An 18,858-nucleotide genomic window follows, 5' to 3' on the forward strand; every position below is an offset into this window, starting at 1 on the left:
GGCCGCCCGTGGCGCCCCCACCAGGTGTACGCCAGGTCACCAGCCCCGGTCGGTGGGACCGTGTCACCCACAGGGATGATCCACCGTGAAGCGCGGCGTCCGACGAAAGAGGTGAGCGCGTGTCCTTCCGGCACCTTGTCCTGGTGGTCGCGATCGCCCTGGGCGTCGCCGGCTGCAGCACCCCGGCCCCGGCCCCGCCGCCCGCGCCGAGCGGGCCGCACGCCACCGTCGGGTCCCTGCGCCTGCCCCTGCCGCCGGGGGCGGCCTACACCGAGCACAGCCCGGACGGCCTGCTGGACGGCTGCATCTCCGAAGGCACCGCGGTCTGCGAAGCGCGGGTCCTCGACCTGCGCAAGGCGGACCCGGAGGCGCCGATCAACCTGCCGAGCACGAAACGGCCCTTCGGCTGGTACACCGGCACGGACCTGCCAACGTGCATCACGCCCGCATCGCCGCCCGGGAAGGCCGCTCCGGCCACCGGCAGCACCCTCGTCGACTCCGGCTTCGCGCCGATCGGGCCCAAGAAGGCCGAGTACGGCCGCTGGAAGGTCACCTGCGAGAACTCGGCGCAGAACAACCAGGTCCGGATGTGGTGGCTGCCGACGAGCCGGATCCTGGTCGTCCAGTACGGGTCCTTCCCCGGCTGGGACGCCAAGATGGACAACCTGCTCGCCGGCGCCACCTTCAGCTGACGGCGTCGAGCGCGGCCCGGATGATCGCGTCCGTGTCGATGCCGTGGTAGCGGTAGACGTCCTCCAGCGACCCCGACTGCCCGAAGCCGGTGACGCCGAGCGCGACCGACGGCACCCGGTTGATCCCGGCCAGGAACGCCAGCGTGTGCGGGTGGCCGTCGAGCACCGTGACCAGCGGCTTCGCCCGCGAGGCCGGGAAGACCTGGTCCAGGATCCACGTCTCACCGCGACCCCGGCCGGACCGGGCCTGGAGCGCCTCGAACAGCAGGCCCGGGCTGGTCACGCACACGACGTCGGCCTCGACGCCGACCTGGGCGAGCCGCTCGGCCGCGGCCAGGGTGTCCGGCACCAGCGCGCCCATCGCCGCCAGCGTCACGGCGGGGGAAGCAGCGCGCCGCAGCAGGTACGCGCCCGCCACGACCTGGCGGCGACGGCGTTCGCGGGCGGCCGGGTCCGTCGGCACCGCGGCCAGGGTCTGGTCGACCGGACGGGTCGAGAGCCGGAAGTACGACGACGTCCCGCCCGGCTTGCCGAGCCGGCCAAGCGCGGCCAGCAGCGTCCACTCGGTGTCGATCGCGAACGCCGGTTCGTAGCTGACGCAGCCGGGCTGCTCGATCCCGATGGACGGCGTGGTGATCGACTGGTGCGCGCCACCCTCGGGAGCGAGCGTGACACCCGAAGGCGTCCCGATCAGGATCGACTGCCCGCCCGCGTAGATGCCGAACGACCACGGCTCCAGCGCGCGCTCGACGAACGGGTCGTACATGACGCCGATGGGCAGCAGCGGCTCGCCCCACCGGCTCCAGGTCGCCCCCAGCTCGCCCAGCAGGCCGACCAGGTTCGTCTCGGCGATGCCCAGCTCGACGTGCTGGCCCGTCGGCTTCTCCCGCCAGTGCATGATCGTCTCGGGGTCGTCCTCGAACCAGTCGCGGCGCTCGGTGGCCGACCAGACGCCGACCTTGTTGACCCAGCCGCCGAGGTTGGTCGTCGAACTGACGTCGGGGCTGACGGTTACCACGCGCTTCGCCGCTTCGGGCGCTTCGCGGGTCAGGTCGAGCAGCACGCGGCCGAGCGCCGCCTGCGTCGTCGCGGTCCCGGACGGCGTACGCCCGATGTCGACGGGCAGGTGCAGCGAAGGCGCCGAAGGAACGTCCGGACGGCGAAGGCGCGAAGCAACTTCGGCGCACAACGCAGCTTCAGGCGACCCGGGAGCGAAGCCTTCCCACGGCGAAGCGAGATCCGTGCCCAGCGAAGCGGCCAGCTCTTCCATCTGCGCCACGGTCAGCAGCGAAGAGTGGTTCTGCGGATGCCCCTGCGTCGGCAGGCCGCGGCCCTTGACCGTGTAGCAGAAGATCACCGTCGGCCGATCATCGGCAATCGACGCGAAGACCTCGTCCAGCGAACCGAGGTCGTGGCCGCCGAGGTTGCGGATCGCGGCCAGCAGCGTCTCGTCGTCCAGCGACGCCACCAGCTCCGAGAGGGCGGCGTTTCCCGCGGGCAGCCGGTGGCGCACCTGGGCGGCGTCGCAACGCAGCAGGCGCTGGTACTCCGGGTTGGGCATCCCGTCGATGCGGGCGCGCAGCTCGGCCCCGCCGGGCCGGGTGAACAGCTCCTCGAGCAGCCGCCCGTACTTCAGCGTCAGGACCTGCCAGCCGGCCGCGTCGAACATGCCCTGCAGCCGCCCGGCCGCGATGTTCGGGACGACCCGGTCGAGGGACTGGCGGTTGAGGTCGACGATCCAGACGATCTCGCCCAGTTCGGCGACGGCCGGGTCGAGGATGGCCTCCCAGATCGCGCCCTCGTCCAGCTCGGCGTCGCCGACCAGCGAATACTGGCGGCCGGTGCCCGCCTCCGAGCCGCGGGTCGTCAGGTAACGGCGAGCCAGCGCGCCCCAGATCGGCGCGGTCGCGCCGATGCCGACGGAACCGGTCGAGTAGTCGACGGGGTCGGGGTCCTTGGCGCGGCTCGGGTAGCTCTGCAGGCCGCCGAACTCGCGCAGGGTCGGCAGGTAGGCCTCGTCCAGCTCGCCGAGCAGGTAGTTGATCGCGTGGAGCACCGGGGACGCGTGCGGCTTCACCGAGACGCGGTCCTCGGGGCGCAGGTGCCGGAACCACAGCGACGTCATGATCGACACCAGCGACGCGCACGACGCCTGGTGCCCACCGACCTTGAGCCCGGCGGGATTCGGCCGGACCCGGTTGGCCTGGTGCACGATCGCGGTGGCGAGCCACAGGACCCGCTGCTCGATCGCGGTGAGCGCCGGGGCGGTCGCGGGGGCCTGGGTCATCGTCGACACCTTTCGTGCAGGAAGCGCACACCAGGACAGCACTGGTGGACGCATCGCACAACCGATGCCGCAGGAGGTGCGCAGAATGCGCATCGAACGCCGAGGGCTCAGGCCTCCGGCTGCGCAGAATGCACGCGTTCCAGCAGGGGCGCCAGCCGGTACGGGACGAGCTCACGCATGACGAGCGAGATGTTCGTCCGCTCCACCCCGGGCGAGGCGAGGATGTGCCCGGCGATCCGGTACAGGTCGTCGGCGTCGACGGCGACCACCTGCACCATCAGGTCGCTCGCCCCGGTCAGCCCGCACACCTCGGTCACCTCGGGGATCGCGGCGAGGGCGGTGCCGACCTCGGCGAGGCGCCGCTGGTCGACCTGCGCGTTGACGAAGGCCCGCATCGGATAGCCCAGCCGCGCCGGATCTATGCGGCGTTCGAACGACCGCAGGACGCCGCGCTGCTCGAGCCGCGCGAGCCGGGCCTGCACCGTGTTGCGGGACAGGCCCAGCCGCTCGGCCAGCGCGACCGCCGTGGCCCGGGGGTCCTCCCCCAGCGCTTCCAGCAGGCGCGCGTCGATCTCGTCGATGGTTTCCGGCACCCGCCGATCTTCCCAGGTGACGGGCGTCACCGGAGACCGGTTGCCAGCCGACCGTTTCCGATATATCGTGAACGTGTCGCAACAGTTCGAGAAAGGAACATGACATGCGTAGGCAACGACACCCCTTCGCTCACGAACGTGGGCGCGCACCTTTCGGGCCCTTCGGCGGTTTCGGCGAGTTCCCCCCGGGTTTCGGCCCCGGTGGACGCGGCCGCGGCCACGGCCCGCACCGGCGGGGTCACGGCGGACGGCGCAGCCGCCGCGGTGACGTCCGCGCCGCGATCCTGGCGCTGCTCGCCGAGCAGCCCCGGCACGGCTACGAGATCATCCGCGAGATCGGCGAGCGCTCCGGCGGCTTCTGGCGGCCCAGCCCCGGCTCGGTCTACCCGACGCTGCAGCTGCTGGCCGACGAAGGCCTGGTGATCAGCAAGGACGAGCACAGCAAGAAGCTGTTCGAGCTCACCGACGCCGGCCGCGCCGCGGCGGAGCAGCAGGACAGCACCCCGCCGTGGGAGCAGATCGCGCAGGACGTCGACCCGGTCGAGGTCGGGCTCGCGAAGGCGGGCAAGAACCTCGCCGCCGCCGTCGTGCAGATCATGCGCGCGGGCACCGAGAGCCAGCAGGCCCGCGCGGCCGAGGTTCTCAACGACGCCCGGCGTTCGCTCTACGGCATCCTCGGCGAGGACGAAGACGAGTCCTCTTCGCCGGAGACGGCGGAGTGACCAGGCAGGACGAGGCCGGTGGGCTTGACCCGCGTGTGGACGCGGTAGCTCACCGGCAGCGTCAGGTCCTGGCCGCGATTCCCGTTACGCTGCAAGGACTCCGCGATCGCCTGTTCGGCGACCGGCCGGCTGAACTCGATCTTCAGCACGGCTTCCAGGTCCGCGGCGGTCGCAAACCGCCATTCGGTGGCGACGCGGCGGCAGCCGAACCCGGCCCGGGCGAAGAACCGTTCCACCGCGCCCGGGTCGTAGTGCGGTAGGTCGGCGCGCATCCAGCGTCCGTAGGGCTCGCTGGTCACGTCGAGGTCGACGATCAGGATCGCGCCGCCCGGCCGCAGCACCCGTTCCGCCTCCGCCAGCCCGGGCTCACACCCGGGCCCGAAGAAGTAGGCCGTGCGCGCGTGCACGACGTCGACGCTCGCGCTGCGGACCGGCAGCCGCTGGGCCCGGCCCATCCGGACGTCCACGTTCGACAGTCCTTCGACACGCTTCAGCGCGCTTCGCACCAACGGCTCGTGCGGCTCGACCCCGAGCACCGATCGCGCGTCACGGGCGAAGCGCGGCAAGTGAAACCCGTCACCGCAGCCGACGTCCAGCACGTCCAGGCCGGTCCAGTCGTGCTCCTCGCGCAGCACACGCCAGATCTCGCCGCCGCTGTCCTGCGCGCGGTTCTCCAGCTCGTAATCGGCCTGGTAGTACCAGATGTTGGGGCTCGGCACGACCTCCGCGCGCCGGGACGACCACCGCACCCCAACTGCTCCTTCCGGGTCCTCGTCGCCGGGCCGTGCTCGCACGGTGGCGAATTCTTGGCGGAAAACTCACGGATGACGCCTAGAATCCGGTGGGTATCGGGAGGAGCACCCATGGCCATCGACCCGTCCAGTACCCCGTCCCCGGTCCCGGCCGGAATTCCGTGCTGGATCGAGCTGGCCTGTCGCGAGCAGGCCGTGGCGGAGCGATTCTACGGTGCCCTCTTCGGCTGGGAGTACACCACTCAACGGGATCCGGCGACGTCCGACGGCCGCTACGCCATCGGCGCGCTCAACGGCCTCCCGGTCGGCGGGCTCTACCGCGCGGCCCAGGGCGCGCCGCTGGGGTGGATGCCGCACATCTCCGTGCCGCACACCGCGAGCGCGGCCGAGTGGGTGGAGCACCTCGGCGGGCGGATCACCCTCGGGCCCGTGGCGATCCCGGACCGCGGCACGATCATGCACGCCATCGACGCCTGCGGTGCACCGGTGGTGTTCTGGGAGGTGCCGCCCAACTGGGAGTTCGTCACCGGGATCCCGAACACCTTCAGCGGCGCCGACCTCAACACCCACGACGGCGTCGCGGCGGATCACTTCTACACCAAGCTGTTCACCTACGGGAGCCATCAGATCGGCGACGGCGAGATGCTCGACTACGTCGAATGGCTCATCGAGCACGAGCCGGTGCTGTACCGGTACGTGATGGGCTCGGAGTACAGCCTGGACACCCCGCCGCACTGGCTCGTGTACTTCGACATCGACCCGGCCCGCGGGGTCGACGCGGTCGCGGGCGAGGCGCTCATGCACGGCGGCACGGTCGTGATCCAGCCCTACGACACCCCGTTCGGCCGGATGGCGATCCTCGCCGACCCCGAGGGGGCGGTGTTCGCGGTGATCGACCACTCGCGCGTCACCGAAGGCTGGGGCCGCGCCGAGGTCGACGACCCCTACGACGACTAGACCGGCACGAACGCCGAAAGCAGCAGCCAGGACACGACGGCGGAGGGCAGCAGCGAGTCGAGCCGGTCCATGATCCCGCCGTGCCCGGGCAGCAGCGTTCCCATGTCCTTGACGCCGAGGTCGCGCTTGATCAGCGATTCGACGAGGTCGCCCAGGGTCGCGGTCAGCACGATGGCGACACCGAAGATCACGCCCTGCCAGACGTGGCCGTCGAGCAGCAGGCTGAGGGTCAGCGCCCCGGCCACGACGCCGCCGATCACCGAGCCCGCGAAGCCTTCCCAGGTCTTCTTCGGGCTGATGGTGGGCGCCATCGGGTGCTTGCCGCCGAGCACGCCGGCGATGTAGCCCCCGGTGTCCGAGGCGACGACGCCGATCAGGAAGGTGAGGACCCGGCCGACGCCGTCCTCCGGCGGCACGAGCATCGCGGCGAAGGCACCGAAGAGCGGCAGGTAGGCAGCGGCGAAGGTGGACGCACTGATGTCGCGCAGGTAGCCCTTCGCGCCGCCGGGCAGCCGCCACAGCAGGCAGGCGAGCACGGTGAGGACGAACGCGGTGAGCGCGCCTTCTCGCCCGAACGGCCAGGCGAGCCAGATCATCGCCTGCCCGCCGACGAGCACCGGGATCATCGCGACCCGGATGTCGGCGACCCGGCGCAGCACCCCGGCGAATTCGAAGGTGCCGACCGCGATCGCGATCGCGATGATCCCGATGAACAGGTAGCGAACGGTGAGCAGGGAAACGATGATCGCGGCACCGAGCAGCAGAGCGACGCCGATGGCCGCGGGCAGGTTCCGCCCGGCCTTGGAGGCCTTCTTGACGGCCTCCGGCGGCGCGGGCGTGTCCGACGCACCCGATTCGGCGTCGCCGGCTCCGGCGGCCGCCGCGGGCGTTTCCGCCGCGGCGGTCCCGGCGGCCGACAGCCGGGCTGCTTCGCCCGTCCCGGAGGTCTCCGGCACGACCGGCGTCCCCGCGACCCGGCCGGTTCCCGAGGTCGCCGAAGTTCCCGGCGTCCCGGCCGGTTCTTCTCCGGTGGCGTCCACCCGGTCCTCGCGTTCCTCGCTCACCTGTGCCATCAGACCTCGAGCAGCTCGGCTTCCTTGTGCTTGACCAGCTCGTCGACCTTGTGCACGTAGGTGTCGGTCAGGTTCTGCAGTTCCTTCTCCGCGCGCGCCACGTCGTCCTCACCGGCTTCGCCGTCCTTGGCGATGCGGTCGAGCTCGTCCTTGGCCTTGCGGCGGATGCTGCGGATCGAGACCCGGGCGTCCTCGCCCTTGCCCTTGGCGACCTTCACCATCTCCTTGCGCCGCTCCTCGGTGAGCTGCGGGATGACGATGCGGATGACCTGGCCGTCGTTGCTCGGGTTGACCCCCAGGTCCGACTCCCGGATCGCCTTCTCGATCGCGCCGAGCTGCGACTGGTCGTACGGCTTGATGAGCGCCATGCGGGCTTCCGGCACGTTCACGCTGGCCAGCTGGTTCAGCGGGGTCGGCGAGCCGTAGTACTCGACGACGATCCGCGAGAACATCGCCGACGAAGCCCGGCCGGTGCGAACCGACTGCAGCTCGTCCTTGGCGACGGACACCGCTTTTTCCATCTTCTCCTCGGCATCGAGGAGGGTCTCGTCGATCACGGTCACTCCCGTAGTTGTGATGGGTGGCGCTTGCTGATCCCAGCAGGTCTAGGCCGGCACCCCGGCAGTGGGGGTGCTGACCAACGTGCCGATTCTTTCACCACTCACCGCGCGGGCGATGTTCCCCTCGGTGAGCAGGTTGAACACGATGATCGGCATGTTGTTGTCCATGCAGAGGCTGAACGCCGTCGCGTCGGCGACCTTGAGGTCCCGCTCCAGCACCTCGCGGTGGGTGATCTCGCGGAACATCTCGGCGGTGGGGTCAGCCTTCGGGTCCGCGGTGTAGACGCCGTCGACGGCCTTCGCCATCAGCACGGCTTCGCAGCCCAGCTCGAGCGCCCGCTGCGCGGCCGCGGTGTCGGTGGAGAAGTACGGCATGCCGACCCCGGCGCCGAAGATCACGACGCGGCCCTTCTCCAGGTGCCGCTCGGCGCGGCGCGGGATGTAAGGCTCGGCGACCTGGCCCATCGTGATGGCGGTCTGCACGCGGGTGGGCAGGCCCTCCTTCTCGAGGAAGTCCTGCAGCGCCAGGCAGTTCATCACGGTGCCCAGCATCGCCATGTAGTCGGCGCGGTCGCGGTCCATGCCGCGCTGCGACAGTTCCGCGCCCCGGAAGTAGTTGCCGCCGCCGATCACGACCGCGACCTGGACACCGGTGCGGGCGACGTCGGCGATCTGCTGCGCGACCGAGTGGACGACGTCCGGATCGACACCGATCGAACCACCGCCGAACATCTCGCCGCCCAGTTTCAGCAGCACCCGCCGGTAGCCACCTTCGACCCGGTCACCCATCTATGTCGCCTCCTAGGCCTCTCGACCTGTTTTTGTCATATCCAGACCTGACAGTGCCCCGTCCCCGATTGGACGGAGACGGGGCACTGGGTGAAACCTACGCCCGGACCTGGCCTCAGGCCTGGCCGACCTCGAAGCGCGCGAACTTGGTCAGCGTCACGCCGGCCTCGTCGAGCAGGGCCTTGACGGTCTTCTTGTTGTCCTTGACCGACGGCTGCTCGAGCAGGACGTTGTCCTTGTAGTAGGCGTTGACCTTGCCCTCGATGATCTTCGGCATGGCCTGCTCCGGCTTGCCTTCTTCGCGGGCGGTCTGCTCGGCGATGCGGCGCTCGTTCTCGACGATCTCGGCCGGCACCTCGTCGCGGGTCAGGTACTTGGCGCGCAGCGCGGCGACCTGCATGGCCGCACCGCGGGCGGCCTCGGCGTCGTCACCGGTGAACTCGACGAGCACACCGACGGCCGGCGGCAGGTCGGAGCCGCGGCGGTGCAGGTAGGTCGCGGTCTGGCCCTCGAAGGCCACGACGCGGCGCAGCTCGAGCTTCTCGCCGATGCGGGCCGACAGCTCCTGGACGACCTCGTTGACGGTCTTGCCGTCGAGCTCGGCACCCTTGAGCGCCTCGACGTCGGAGGTCTTCAGGGTCTTCGCGACCTCGACGATCTTCGCGGCGAGCGCCTGGAAGTCGGCGTTCTTCGCGACGAAGTCGGTCTCGGAGTCGAGCTCGATGAGGACGCCGCCGTCGCCGGTGACCAGGCCCTCGGCGGTGGCGCGCTCGGCGCGCTTGCCGACGTCCTTGGCGCCCTTGATGCGGAGGAACTCGACGGCCTTGTCGAAGTCGCCGCCGTTCTCCTCGAGGGCCTTCTTGCAGTCCATCATGCCGGCGCCGGTCATCTCGCGCAGGCGCTTCACGTCAGCGGCGGTGTAGTTCGCCATTCTGGTAAATCCGTCCTTTGCAGGAAATCTGTGGGTTGCTACACCCGTGCGGCCGGGCCCCGGGGGCGCGGCCCCACGGGCGGTGGAGCATCAGGAGGAGGCGGTCGCCTGCTCGGGAGCGGCCTCGGCCGGGGCAGCCTCGACGGCAGCGGCGGCTTCGGTCGCGTCGGCGGCGGCGGTCTCGGAGCCGGCGAGCAGCTCCTTCTCCCACTCGGCCAGCGGCTCGTCGGAGGCGACGCCCGGCTCCGGCTTCGCGTCGGCGGACGCACCGTTGCGGCTGGAGCGCGCCATCAGACCGGCGGCCGCGGCCTCGGCGACGACCTTGGTCAGCAGCGCGGCCGAGCGGATCGCGTCGTCGTTGCCCGGGATCGGGTAGTCGACCTCGTCCGGGTCGCAGTTGGTGTCCAGGATCGCGACGACCGGGATGTTCAGCTTCCGAGCCTCGCCGACGGCGATGTGCTCCTTCTTCGTGTCGACGATCCACACCGCGCTCGGGACCTTCGACATGTCGCGGATGCCGCCGAGGGTCTTCTCGAGCTTGTCCTTCTCGCGGGTCAGCGTCAGGATCTCGCGCTTGGTGAGGCCGGCGAAGCCGCCGGTCTGCTCCTGCGACTCGAGCTCCTTCAGGCGGAGGAGGCGCTTGTGCACGGTCTGGAAGTTGGTCAGCATGCCGCCGAGCCAGCGCTGGTTGACGTAGGGCATGCCCACGCGCGCGGCCTCGTTGGCGATGGCTTCCTGAGCCTGCTTCTTGGTGCCGACGAACATGATGGTGCCGCCGTGCGCGACGGTTTCCTTGATGAACTCGTACGCACGGTCGATGTAGGTCAGCGTCTGCTGCAGGTCGATGATGTAGATGCCGTTGCGCTCGGTGAAGATGTAGCGCTTCATCTTCGGGTTCCACCGGCGGGTCTGGTGCCCGAAGTGCACGCCGCTGTCGAGCAGCTGCTTCATGGTGACGACGGCCATTGCCGGAATCACACCTCTTCTGTGTAGTGCGCGCTTCGCTTCCGCGGGCGCGCTGCTCGGTTTGTCGCTCCCGGCCGGGTGGCCGTTCGCCCTGGTGCCCGTGCCGGTGTCCGGACCCCGGAGTTGGTCGAAAACCTCCGAGGACCGCCGGACCCCGTGCGCTCCCCCGGCTGTGTCCAGAAGGGGAACGCGCACGTGCACGCGAAGTCAGCCCGCTGAAACGGACTGCGCAGAAGATTCTACCCCCTCCCACCACCCCCTCCCCCACCGGCGGCCGCTGGGCGACGCAGTTGTCCACATCGGGTCCGGTTATCCACAGATTCGGCGCGAGCTCCCCACGACGGCCTGCGGTACCGCACGCTGGAGTCATGGAGTCGATCATGCGGGTCCGCCGGTGGGTGCCGGTGTGGGTGTTGGGCGCGTTGGCGCTGGTCATGGCGGTTTTCGGAGGGGAGTTCATGGGTGGAGACGCAGGAGTGCGAGCGCCCGGCGCGGCGGGTTGGCGGGGTGAAGCGCAGGCATCGGCGGGGCTGGGGACAGGTGCGGCCCGGACGGGCGAATTCCCGCGACCACGGGCATCGCCCGGCTTGCGAACGGGCGGCCTGGCACCACCGCCACCGGGCTCCTTGCTCGCCGGATCAGCGGCAACCGGCGAGCCGCGGGCAGACCCGCTGGCTCCACCTGCAGCAGCCCCCGCCTGGTGGCCGACCGAGGTGATGGCATCCGAGCCCCGGGCAGGTCGGCTCGCGGTCACCGCGCGTCCACCCTCGGCTGAGGGCGCAGCTTCCCTCGCGGCCGCCCAGGCACCGGCCGTGTCGTGGGCGATGGCACTCATGGCCGCCCCAGCGTGGCCACCCTCGGTCGCGGCCGAAGCCGAGACCAGCCGTCTTCTCGCGCGGCAATCGCGGCTTGCCTGGCCGTTATCACCCGTTCCGGTGATCACCAAGTACTTCGACGCCCCCGAAACGCCCTTCGGCCCCGGCCACCGCGGAGTCGACCTGGCCGCCGTACCCGGGCAGGACGTGCTGGCCGCCGATGCTGGTGTCGTCGTCTTCGCCGGTTCGGTCGGCGGGCGGCCCGTACTTTCCGTCGACCACGACGGTGGGCTGCGGACCACCTACGAGCCTGTGGTCCCGAAAGTGGCCGTGGGCGAGCAGGTCTTCCGAGGCCAGGTGCTCGGCACCGTCGTCGCCGGGCATCCCGGCTGCTCGGTGGCGGCCTGCCTGCACTGGGGCGTGCGGCGGGGTGAGGAGTACGTCGATCCCCTCGCACTGACCGGCGAGGTGGGCGAATACCGGCTCAAGCCGTGGGGAGGTGGTCGGTGATCAGGCGCCGGTCTGCTCGACCAGCTTGGCGCGCAGCCGCATGACCGCACGCGTGTGCAGCTGGCTCACCCGCGACTCCGTGACGCCCAGGACCTTGCCGATCTCGGCGAGGGTCAGGCTTTCGAAGTAGTAGAGGCTGACCACGATCTTGTCCCGCTCGGTGAGCTGCGCGATCGCCTGGGCGAGCTGGCGGCGGTTGTCCTGGTCGACGAGCACCGCCACCGGGTCGACGGCGTCGTCGTCGGGCAGCGTGTCGACCAGCGAGCCGCTGTCCTTGCCCGCGGCCACCAGGTCCTCCAGCGCGACGACGCTGGTCAGCTGCAGCTGGCCGTAGAAGTCGCGCAGGTCGTCGAGGCCGATGCCGAGTTCGGCGGCGAGTTCCGCGTCGGTCGGGGTGCGGTGCAGGCGGGCGCCGAGGCGCTCCATCGCGCGCTCGGCCTCCTTGGCCTTGCTGCGGACCGCGCGCGGCACCCAGTCCTGCGAACGGAGGTCGTCGAGGATCGCGCCGCGGATGCGCTGCATCGCGTACGTCTCGAAGCGCAGGCCGCGCTCGGGGTCGAACTTCTCGATCGCGTCGACGAGCCCGAAAATGCCCGACTGCACGAGGTCGCCGACGTCGATGTGGGTGGGCAGCCCGGTGCCGACCCGACCGGCGACGTACTTGACGAGCGGGGCGTAGTGCAGCACGAGCCGATCGCGCGACGCCTGGTCCGGGCTGTCGGCGAACTGCTGCCACAGAGCGGCGATCCCGGCGTCGACGTCGTAGCCGGCCCGGGCTTCCGCGGGCGCGGCAGCCTCACCGTGAGTGGTCACTCCGGCGGCTTCGGTCACGTGCGGGCCTGCGGTCATCGCACAGTCGTTCTCGGCATGCGGCTCAGTGTTGTCTCCGTGCTCGTGCGGATGCGCGTGCGCCGCCGGTCCTGCTGGTGACGACCCCGGCGAGCCTCCCCGGACCGCCTCAGGCCCTGGGGTGCGCTCGGTCATGGATCGCTTTCAACCGATCGACGGTCACATGAGTGTAGAGCTGCGTCGTGGCAAGCGTAGCGTGACCAAGCAGTTCCTGAACGCTCCTGAGATCGGCACCCCCTTCGAGCAGATGCGTCGCGGCGGAATGCCGCAGGCCGTGAGGCCCCATGTCGAGTGCTCCGGGCACGGCCGTGACGGCGTCGTGCACGACGCGCCGCACCGCGCGCGGATCGACGCGTTTGCCCCGGACACCCACGAAAAGCGCGCGCTCGGCGCTCTCACCACCGCTTTCGGCGATGATCTTCGGCCGCCCCTCGTCGATCCAGTCCGCGAGCGCCTCCGCCGCCGGAACGCCGAACGGGACGACGCGTTCCTTGCCGCCCTTCCCCAGCACCGTCACGACACGACGGGAGAAGTCGGCCCCGCTGACGTCCAGCCCGCACAACTCGGACACGCGGATGCCGGTGGCGTAGAGCAGCTCGACGATCGCGCGATCACGCAGGGCGACCGGATCGCGTTGCGCCGCGCCGGCGGCCGACGCCTGCATGACCTCTCCCGCCTGCCCGGCGCGCAGCACCCCGGGCAGGGTCCGGTGCGCCCGCGGCGCCGCGAGCCGGCCACCCGGGTCCGTGGCCAGGACACCGGTGCGGTGAGCCCACGCGGTGAACGTCCGGGCCGACGCGGCCCGCCGGGCGAGCGTCGTCCGGCTCGCCCCGCCGGACTGCTGGGCGGCGAGCCACGCCCGCAGCCGGGCGAGGTCCAGCTCCGCGACCTCGCTGCCACCGTCCACCACGAAGCCCAGCAGCGACACCGCATCACCGACGTACGCCCGGACGGTGTGCGCGGACAGCCCGCGTTCGAGCCCGAGGTGCCGTTCGTAGGCGGTGACGACGGCCCGCACGGGCTCGGGCAACGCGGCCCGGAGCGCGCGCAGGTCGGGACGGCGGGCCCGGCCGGAGCGTGGTGGCGGCATGGATGTCACGCTGCGCGAACAACCGCCTTCGGTCAAGGATCGCCACGCGGACCCACCGGACCGGCCGAACGCCGACGACGGTTTCGCCCGGATTTCGTCGTGGTCACGCGCTTTCCTTCCGTCGTCGCCAGCCGGACTCCCCGCGGACGGCGAATCCGTCGATTTCCAGTGCGGGCAGCAGCGCCCGCACCCGCCGCAACGGGAGGCCGGATTCGGCCGCGACCTCGACGTCGGACCGGTCGGCGCGCACGGCCAGTGCTTCGAAGGCGCGCAACGCGTCGGGCCCCAGCCGGTCGGTACGCCGTTTCGGCCGGTCCGAGACGGTGTCCTCGGCGACGCCGAACCGACCGACGGTCTCGAGGACTTCGTCGACGGTCGAGACCAGCGTCGCTTTGGCGTCGCGGATCAGGTCGTGACAACCGATCGACATCCCCGACGACACCGGCCCGGGCAGGGCCATCACCACCTTGCCGAAGGCACCGGCGGTGCCGGCGGTGTTGCGGGCACCGCTGCGCCGTCCCGCCTCGACCACCAGGGTGCCCTCGGTGAGGGCGGCGATGAGCCGGTTGCGGACGAGGAAGCGGTGCCGCGCCGGCGTGGTACCCGGCGGGTATTCGCTGACGACGGCGCCGCCGGAGCGGACGATCCGGTTCAGCAATCCGACGTGCCCCGCCGGATAGCCGCCATCGACAGCGCACCCCAGCACCGCAACGGTGACGCCCTCCGCGGCGAGCGCGCCTCGGTGCGCCGCCCCGTCGATGCCGTAGGCGGCACCCGAGAAAACGGGCACACCCCGGCTCGCCAGCCCGTAGGCGAGCTCGGCGGCGTGGTGTTCGCCGTATTCAGTCGCGGCACGGGCGCCGACGATGGCCACAGCCCGATCGGCAGCGGTGCCGAGCGCAACATCTCCGGCAACCCACAACGCCAAAGGCTGCACGGCTTCGGCGACGCCATGCTGCGCCGCGAGGTCGATTGCGTGCAGCGGCCAGCCCGGCCACTCGTCGTCCTCGGGCACGACCAGACGAGCGCCGGCCGCGGCGGCCCGGCTGAAGTCCTGGCTGACGAGGTCGTAGTCCCGTCGCGCCTCGGTCGCCTTGAGCACCTCGTCCGGGCAGTCGCCCCGCCGAACCCGCGCGGCCGCCTCGATCGGCTCATGCTCGGCAACGAACGCGACGAGGGCCGGCGCCGGTGGTTCGGCCACCCGCAGCAGGTACGCGCGAGCCCGCCGCAATTCATCCGAACTCATGCCGCCACCCGCTCTCCGACGGCCAACTGCGGCGCCGACCTGCAGCCGCCCACGGACACGACGCCAGCCCGCGGTGGGGGCTTAGTCGCCCGCTCCTGAAGACTCACCGCCCCGCGCTCGGAGACGAGGACGACCGCAGCAGTTGCAGGTGAGTGAGCCACCCGCAACGGGAAACTCCGCGGCCGCTCCAACTCCCCCACGGCCCTGCGCTCGGCAACGACTACCGCGACGGGCGCCGCTGGCCCAGCCACTCGCAACGGGAAGGCCCGCATCAGCTCCGACCCAACCGCGGCCACGCGATCGGAGAAGGCGGCAGGCGTCGGCGGCTCGGCGACCCGAAACAAGCAGGCTCGCACCCGCTCCACCCCAACCGCCGCTACGCGCTCAGCCACGACGATCGCGGCGGGCATCGGTGGCTCGGCGACGCGCAGCGGGAAGGCGTGCGCCCGTTCCCATTCCTCCGCGGCCACGCGCTCGATCAGGAAGGCGACCGCGGCCTGCGCCGGTGCCTCAGCCACCCGCAACGGGAAGGCTCGCGCCCGCTCGAACTCGACCGCAGCCAGCCGTTCGGCGACGGCGGCAGGCGTCGGTGGCTCGGCGACGTGCAGGAGGGAGACTCTGGGCCGCCGCGAGGTGAGGGGGCTCATGCCGCCACTCGCTCTCGGAAGGCCAAGGCCGAGCTGACTTGGTCGGCGCCCGGGCGGGCCTCGCCGTCCAGGTCGGCCAAGGTCCAGGCGATGCGCAAGCAGCGGTCGGCGCCGCGGCCGCTCAGGGCGCCTCGGTCCATTGCGCGGTCCAGCAGGATCGTTGCGTCGGCGGGCAAGGCGAACTGGCGGCGGAGGGCCGGCCCGGGCACCTCCGAGTTGGACAGCCAGCCGTGTTCGCGCCAGCGGTGGGCCGCTCGTTCGCGGGCTGTGAAAACTCGCTGACGGACCGTCTCCGATGACTCCGCCGCGCCGGTGTCGTGCGCCGTGATTGCGCTCAGCGGCCGCAACCGGACCCTCAGGTCGACGCGATCGAGCAGCGGTCCCGAGAGCTTGGCGAGGTAGCGGCGGCGGGCGCTCGGCGAACACACGCAGTCCGCATCCTTCGGCGGCGCGCACGCGCACGGGTTGGTCGCGAGGACCAGCTGGAACCGCGCGGGGTAGGTGATCGATCCCTTGACCCGGGAAATGCGCACTTCGCCCTCTTCGAGGACCGTCCGGAGCGACTCGAGGCACTGGCTGCCGAACTCGCAGACCTCGTCGAGGAACAACACGCCGCGGTGGGCCCGGCTGATCGCGCCCGGCGCGGCGAGTCCGCTGCCGCCGCCGATCAGCGCCGGTACGGAGATCGAATAGTGCGGGGCGACGAACGGCGGGATGGTGACCAGCGGCGAGGACTTCGACAGCGAACCGTCGACCGAGTGGACCGCGGTGACCTCCAGGGACTCCTCCGGCGTCAGCTGCGGGAGGAGTCCGGGCAGCCGCTTCGCCAGCATCGTCTTGCCCACCCCGGGCGGACCGGTGAGGAGGAGGTGGTGCCCGCCCGCCGCGGCGACCTCCAGAGCCCAGCGCGCCTCCGGCTGGCCGACGACGTCCGCGAGGTCCGGCACGTCCGGCGGGGTCACCGGGCCGGGTGGCTCCGGGTGGGCCAGCTCGGCTTCGCGATTCAGCCACGCCACGAAGTCCCGCAGGTGCGGCGCGCCCGCGACTTCGATGCCGTCCACGAGGGCGGCCTCGACGAGGGAGTCCGTCGGCACGACGGCTCGTCCGTACCCCGCCGCCCGGGCCGCCAGCAGGCCCGGGAGGATGCCGCGGACCGCGCGGATCCGGCCGTCCAGGGCGAGTTCGCCGAGCAACACGGTGCCGAGCAGCCGGGTGGCGGGGACCGCCCCCGATGCCGCGAGCACCGCCGCCGCGATGCCGAGGTCGAAGGCGGAGCCCATCTTGGGCAGGTTCGCCGGGGACAGGCCGAGCGTGACCTTGCCGTCGGGCCACGGCTGCCCGGAATTGCGGACGGCGGACCGGACGCGGTCCTTGGCCTCGCGCAACCCGGCGTCGGGCAGGCCCACCAGGGTGATCCGGCTCAGGCCGCCACCGAGGTCGGCCTCGATCTCGATCACCCGGCCGTTGATGCCGAGGAGACCGGCCGACCAAGCTTTGGCGATGGGCATCAGAACGCCGCCTCGATGTGCTGGAGCTGCGGCCGGGTGCCCGGCTCGGCGAGGATCGTGACGACGTCGTAGCGGACCGGGCACCAGCCGAGGCGGAACTCGCGGAGCCAGCGCTGGGCGGCTCGGCGGATGCGACCGGCTTTCTCCTCGGTGACCGTCTCCGTCGGGAGGCCGAATTCGGTGCCGGAGCGGGTCTTCACCTCGCACACGATGATGCGGGTGCGGTCGGTGAAGACGAGGTCCAGCTCGCCTTCGCGGCAGCGCCAGTTGCGGGCCAGCAGGACGAGGCCGCGCTCGCGGAGGTAGCCGAGGGCGATGTCCTCGCCCCAGGCGCCCAGATCTCGGCGGTGTCTTGCGAGCTCGTCGGTGCCCGTCATCGTGTTCGCCCCTCGTCGGTTCCGCATCCGTTCGGTCACGGTGCGTGTGCCTTCGACGATGCCAGCGGGCGGACGGGGCTCACCAGACCCGGATCGTGGAGCTGTGGACAACCGGGGCGTTGTGGACAACCGGTCCACGGAAGACCGCCGCACCGCCCGAACTGTCGGCGGGACGTGCTACCGGACCGGACAACTTGCGTACTTGGAGGGTCGGCTTGCGTACCTGGAGGGTCGGATGCGGACAGCACCGCGCCGGCCCATCCCAGTGGGACGAGCCGGCGCGGTGGGAAACGGAGGCTAGCCCGAGAACGGGCCGTCTTCGGGGAGGCGGAGGTCCGGCTTGTCCAGTTCCTCCACGTTGACGTCCTTGAACGTGATGACCCGGACGTGCTTGACGAACCGGGCCGGGCGGTACATGTCCCAGACCCACGCGTCGGACATGCGGACCTCGAAGTACACCTCGCCGCCGCCGTCGCGGACCTGGACGTCGACCGCGTTCGCCAGGTAGAACCGCCGCTCGGTCTCCACCACGTACGAGAACTGACCCACTATGTCGCGGTACTCGCGGTACAGCGAGAGCTCCATCTCGGTCTCGTACTTCTCGAGATCCTCTGCGCTCATGAAATCCGCGCCCCTCCTCGGGATCGTTCTGCTACTCCGCCGGCGGAGCGTTCATTGTGACCCACACCCGCGGCCGGGGCATGCAGCGGCAGGCTGAGTTGCGGTTCCAATGCCTCGTCGAGGACCGTGGCCAGGCCGGCCGCGCCCGGCGCGCCCATGGCCTTTTCCAGCGCCGCGTACGTCAGCAGGACCGGCCGCGCCGGGCGCAGGCCGTGCTTGACGGCCACCGTGGCCACGTTCGTGTAGGACCAGCGGTGGACGTCGCTGGGGCCGTGCACGCGCAGCGCCGCCAGGTGGTCGGACGTGCTGTACCCCTTGTGCACGTCGAATCCGTAGTGCGGGAAGTCGTCGTGGTAGCCCGCCATGATGCGGTCTCGTGTCACCTTCGCCAGTACCGACGCGGCCGCGATGCAGGCCACCGAACGGTCGCCCTTGATGACCGCCGCGTTCGGGGCCGTCAGGCCCGGGACGCGGAAGCCGTCGGTGAGGATGTAGCCCGGCTGGACGCGCAGGGCCGCCGCGGCGCGGCGCATGCCCTCCAGGTTCATCACCCGGATGCCGTAGAGGTCGACCTCTTCGGTCGGGATGACGATCACCGAGTAGTCGACGGCACAGGCGAGGACCAGGTCGTAGACCCGGTCCCGCGCCTTGGCGGTCATCATCTTCGAGTCCGTCAGCTCGGTCAGCTTCGCCGCGTCGCCCTGCTTGAGCACGCAGGCCGCGACCACGAGTGGCCCCGCGCACGCGCCGGCGCCGGCTTCGTCCACGCCGGCGACCGGGCCGAGGCCACGGCGGTCGAGCGCGCCCTGCAGACCCCAGAAGAGGTCGCCGCGCACCACGGCTCGCGGTGGCCGGATCGGCTCGGCCGCCGTC

20 protein-coding genes are annotated in these 18,858 nt (G+C 71.3%); 4 read left to right on the forward strand and 16 right to left on the reverse strand.

Annotated elements, in window-relative coordinates; all coding sequences use genetic code 11:
- Nucleotides 1-119: 119 nt before the first annotated feature.
- Complete coding sequence (locus IE317_RS14595) at nucleotides 120-692, forward strand: hypothetical protein (RefSeq protein ID WP_191310229.1); 573 nt, start codon at nucleotides 120-122, stop codon at nucleotides 690-692.
- On the opposite strand, the gene IE317_RS14600 is transcribed toward IE317_RS14595, so the two are convergent.
- Entirely contained in the window at nucleotides 685-2,979 is a 2,295-nt protein-coding gene (locus IE317_RS14600) for a transketolase-like TK C-terminal-containing protein (protein ID WP_191310231.1), read from the reverse strand. The genes IE317_RS14595 and IE317_RS14600 overlap by 8 nt on opposite strands.
- Nucleotides 2,980-3,086: 107 nt before the next feature.
- Nucleotides 3,087-3,572, reverse strand: coding sequence for an Lrp/AsnC family transcriptional regulator (locus IE317_RS14605; protein WP_191310233.1), 486 nt, complete (start codon nucleotides 3,570-3,572; stop codon nucleotides 3,087-3,089).
- A gap of 104 nt (nucleotides 3,573-3,676) precedes the next feature.
- Here IE317_RS14605 and IE317_RS14610 point away from each other — a divergent pair, with 104 nt between their 5' ends.
- Nucleotides 3,677-4,294, forward strand: a complete 618-nt coding sequence (locus tag IE317_RS14610; RefSeq protein ID WP_191310235.1) for a PadR family transcriptional regulator — start codon at nucleotides 3,677-3,679, stop codon at nucleotides 4,292-4,294.
- Here IE317_RS14610 and IE317_RS14615 read toward each other — a convergent pair.
- Nucleotides 4,237-5,043, reverse strand: coding sequence for a class I SAM-dependent methyltransferase (locus tag IE317_RS14615; protein ID WP_191310237.1), 807 nt, complete (start codon nucleotides 5,041-5,043; stop codon nucleotides 4,237-4,239). The genes IE317_RS14610 and IE317_RS14615 overlap by 58 nt on opposite strands.
- Nucleotides 5,044-5,157: 114 nt before the next feature.
- Between IE317_RS14615 and IE317_RS14620 the strand changes: the two genes are divergently transcribed.
- Nucleotides 5,158-6,003, forward strand: a complete 846-nt coding sequence (locus IE317_RS14620) for a VOC family protein (RefSeq protein WP_191310239.1) — start codon at nucleotides 5,158-5,160, stop codon at nucleotides 6,001-6,003.
- On the opposite strand, the gene IE317_RS14625 is transcribed toward IE317_RS14620, so the two are convergent.
- The 5 genes from IE317_RS14625 to rpsB all read right to left on the reverse strand — a co-directional run bounded on the left by IE317_RS14625 (nucleotide 6,000) and on the right by rpsB (nucleotide 10,322).
- Nucleotides 6,000-7,076 carry a phosphatidate cytidylyltransferase gene (locus IE317_RS14625; RefSeq protein WP_191310241.1) on the reverse strand — a complete coding sequence of 359 codons (1,077 nt, stop codon included), beginning with the start codon at nucleotides 7,074-7,076 and terminating at the stop codon, nucleotides 6,000-6,002. The genes IE317_RS14620 and IE317_RS14625 overlap by 4 nt on opposite strands.
- Nucleotides 7,076-7,633, reverse strand: a complete 558-nt coding sequence (gene frr, locus IE317_RS14630) for a ribosome recycling factor (RefSeq protein WP_191310243.1) — start codon at nucleotides 7,631-7,633, stop codon at nucleotides 7,076-7,078. Before frr ends, IE317_RS14625 begins: the two co-directional genes overlap by 1 nt.
- A 48-nt stretch (nucleotides 7,634-7,681) precedes the next feature.
- Nucleotides 7,682-8,425 (reverse strand): UMP kinase, encoded by a 744-nt coding sequence (pyrH, locus tag IE317_RS14635; RefSeq protein WP_013223864.1) that lies wholly within the window; start codon nucleotides 8,423-8,425, stop codon nucleotides 7,682-7,684.
- A 115-nt stretch (nucleotides 8,426-8,540) separates the two neighbouring features.
- The gene (gene tsf, locus IE317_RS14640; RefSeq protein ID WP_191310245.1) at nucleotides 8,541-9,356 is read right to left on the reverse strand and encodes a translation elongation factor Ts; all 816 of its coding nucleotides are present in this window, start codon (nucleotides 9,354-9,356) and stop codon (nucleotides 8,541-8,543) included.
- 90 nt (nucleotides 9,357-9,446) lie between these two features.
- Nucleotides 9,447-10,322, reverse strand: a complete 876-nt coding sequence (gene rpsB, locus IE317_RS14645) for a 30S ribosomal protein S2 (protein WP_191310247.1) — start codon at nucleotides 10,320-10,322, stop codon at nucleotides 9,447-9,449.
- An 824-nt stretch (nucleotides 10,323-11,146) separates the two neighbouring features.
- On the opposite strand from rpsB, the gene IE317_RS14650 reads away from it, so the two are divergent.
- Nucleotides 11,147-11,647 carry a M23 family metallopeptidase gene (locus IE317_RS14650; RefSeq protein WP_229902710.1) on the forward strand — a complete coding sequence of 167 codons (501 nt, stop codon included), beginning with the start codon at nucleotides 11,147-11,149 and terminating at the stop codon, nucleotides 11,645-11,647.
- Here the strand turns inward: IE317_RS14650 and IE317_RS14655 are convergent, their stop codons facing one another.
- The 8 genes from IE317_RS14655 to IE317_RS14690 form a co-directional block, all read right to left on the reverse strand.
- Nucleotides 11,648-12,496, reverse strand: coding sequence for a FliA/WhiG family RNA polymerase sigma factor (locus tag IE317_RS14655; RefSeq protein WP_191310251.1), 849 nt, complete (start codon nucleotides 12,494-12,496; stop codon nucleotides 11,648-11,650).
- Nucleotides 12,497-12,605: 109 nt separating this feature from the next.
- Complete coding sequence (locus tag IE317_RS14660) at nucleotides 12,606-13,586, reverse strand: tyrosine recombinase XerC (protein ID WP_191310253.1); 981 nt, start codon at nucleotides 13,584-13,586, stop codon at nucleotides 12,606-12,608.
- A 103-nt stretch (nucleotides 13,587-13,689) separates the two neighbouring features.
- Nucleotides 13,690-14,832, reverse strand: coding sequence for a DNA-processing protein DprA (gene dprA, locus IE317_RS14665; RefSeq protein ID WP_191310255.1), 1,143 nt, complete (start codon nucleotides 14,830-14,832; stop codon nucleotides 13,690-13,692).
- On the reverse strand, nucleotides 14,829-15,479 hold the full coding sequence (locus IE317_RS14670) for a hypothetical protein (protein WP_191310257.1): 651 nt from the start codon (nucleotides 15,477-15,479) through the stop codon (nucleotides 14,829-14,831). Before IE317_RS14670 ends, dprA begins: the two co-directional genes overlap by 4 nt.
- A complete protein-coding gene (locus IE317_RS14675; protein WP_191310259.1) occupies nucleotides 15,476-16,987 on the reverse strand; it encodes a YifB family Mg chelatase-like AAA ATPase in 1,512 nt (503 codons plus the stop codon). Before IE317_RS14675 ends, IE317_RS14670 begins: the two co-directional genes overlap by 4 nt.
- On the reverse strand, nucleotides 16,987-17,364 hold the full coding sequence (locus IE317_RS14680; RefSeq protein ID WP_191310261.1) for a YraN family protein: 378 nt from the start codon (nucleotides 17,362-17,364) through the stop codon (nucleotides 16,987-16,989). Before IE317_RS14680 ends, IE317_RS14675 begins: the two co-directional genes overlap by 1 nt.
- 297 nt (nucleotides 17,365-17,661) lie before the next feature.
- Nucleotides 17,662-17,985 carry a DUF2469 domain-containing protein gene (locus tag IE317_RS14685; RefSeq protein ID WP_003096226.1) on the reverse strand — a complete coding sequence of 108 codons (324 nt, stop codon included), beginning with the start codon at nucleotides 17,983-17,985 and terminating at the stop codon, nucleotides 17,662-17,664.
- Complete coding sequence (locus tag IE317_RS14690) at nucleotides 17,982-18,824, reverse strand: ribonuclease HII (protein WP_191310515.1); 843 nt, start codon at nucleotides 18,822-18,824, stop codon at nucleotides 17,982-17,984. Before IE317_RS14690 ends, IE317_RS14685 begins: the two co-directional genes overlap by 4 nt.
- Between the last annotated feature and the right edge of the window lie 34 nt (nucleotides 18,825-18,858).

Origin of the sequence: Amycolatopsis bullii (assembly GCF_014654205.1) — a bacterium.
Taxonomy (GTDB): Bacteria; Actinomycetota; Actinomycetes; order Mycobacteriales; family Pseudonocardiaceae; genus Amycolatopsis; species Amycolatopsis plumensis.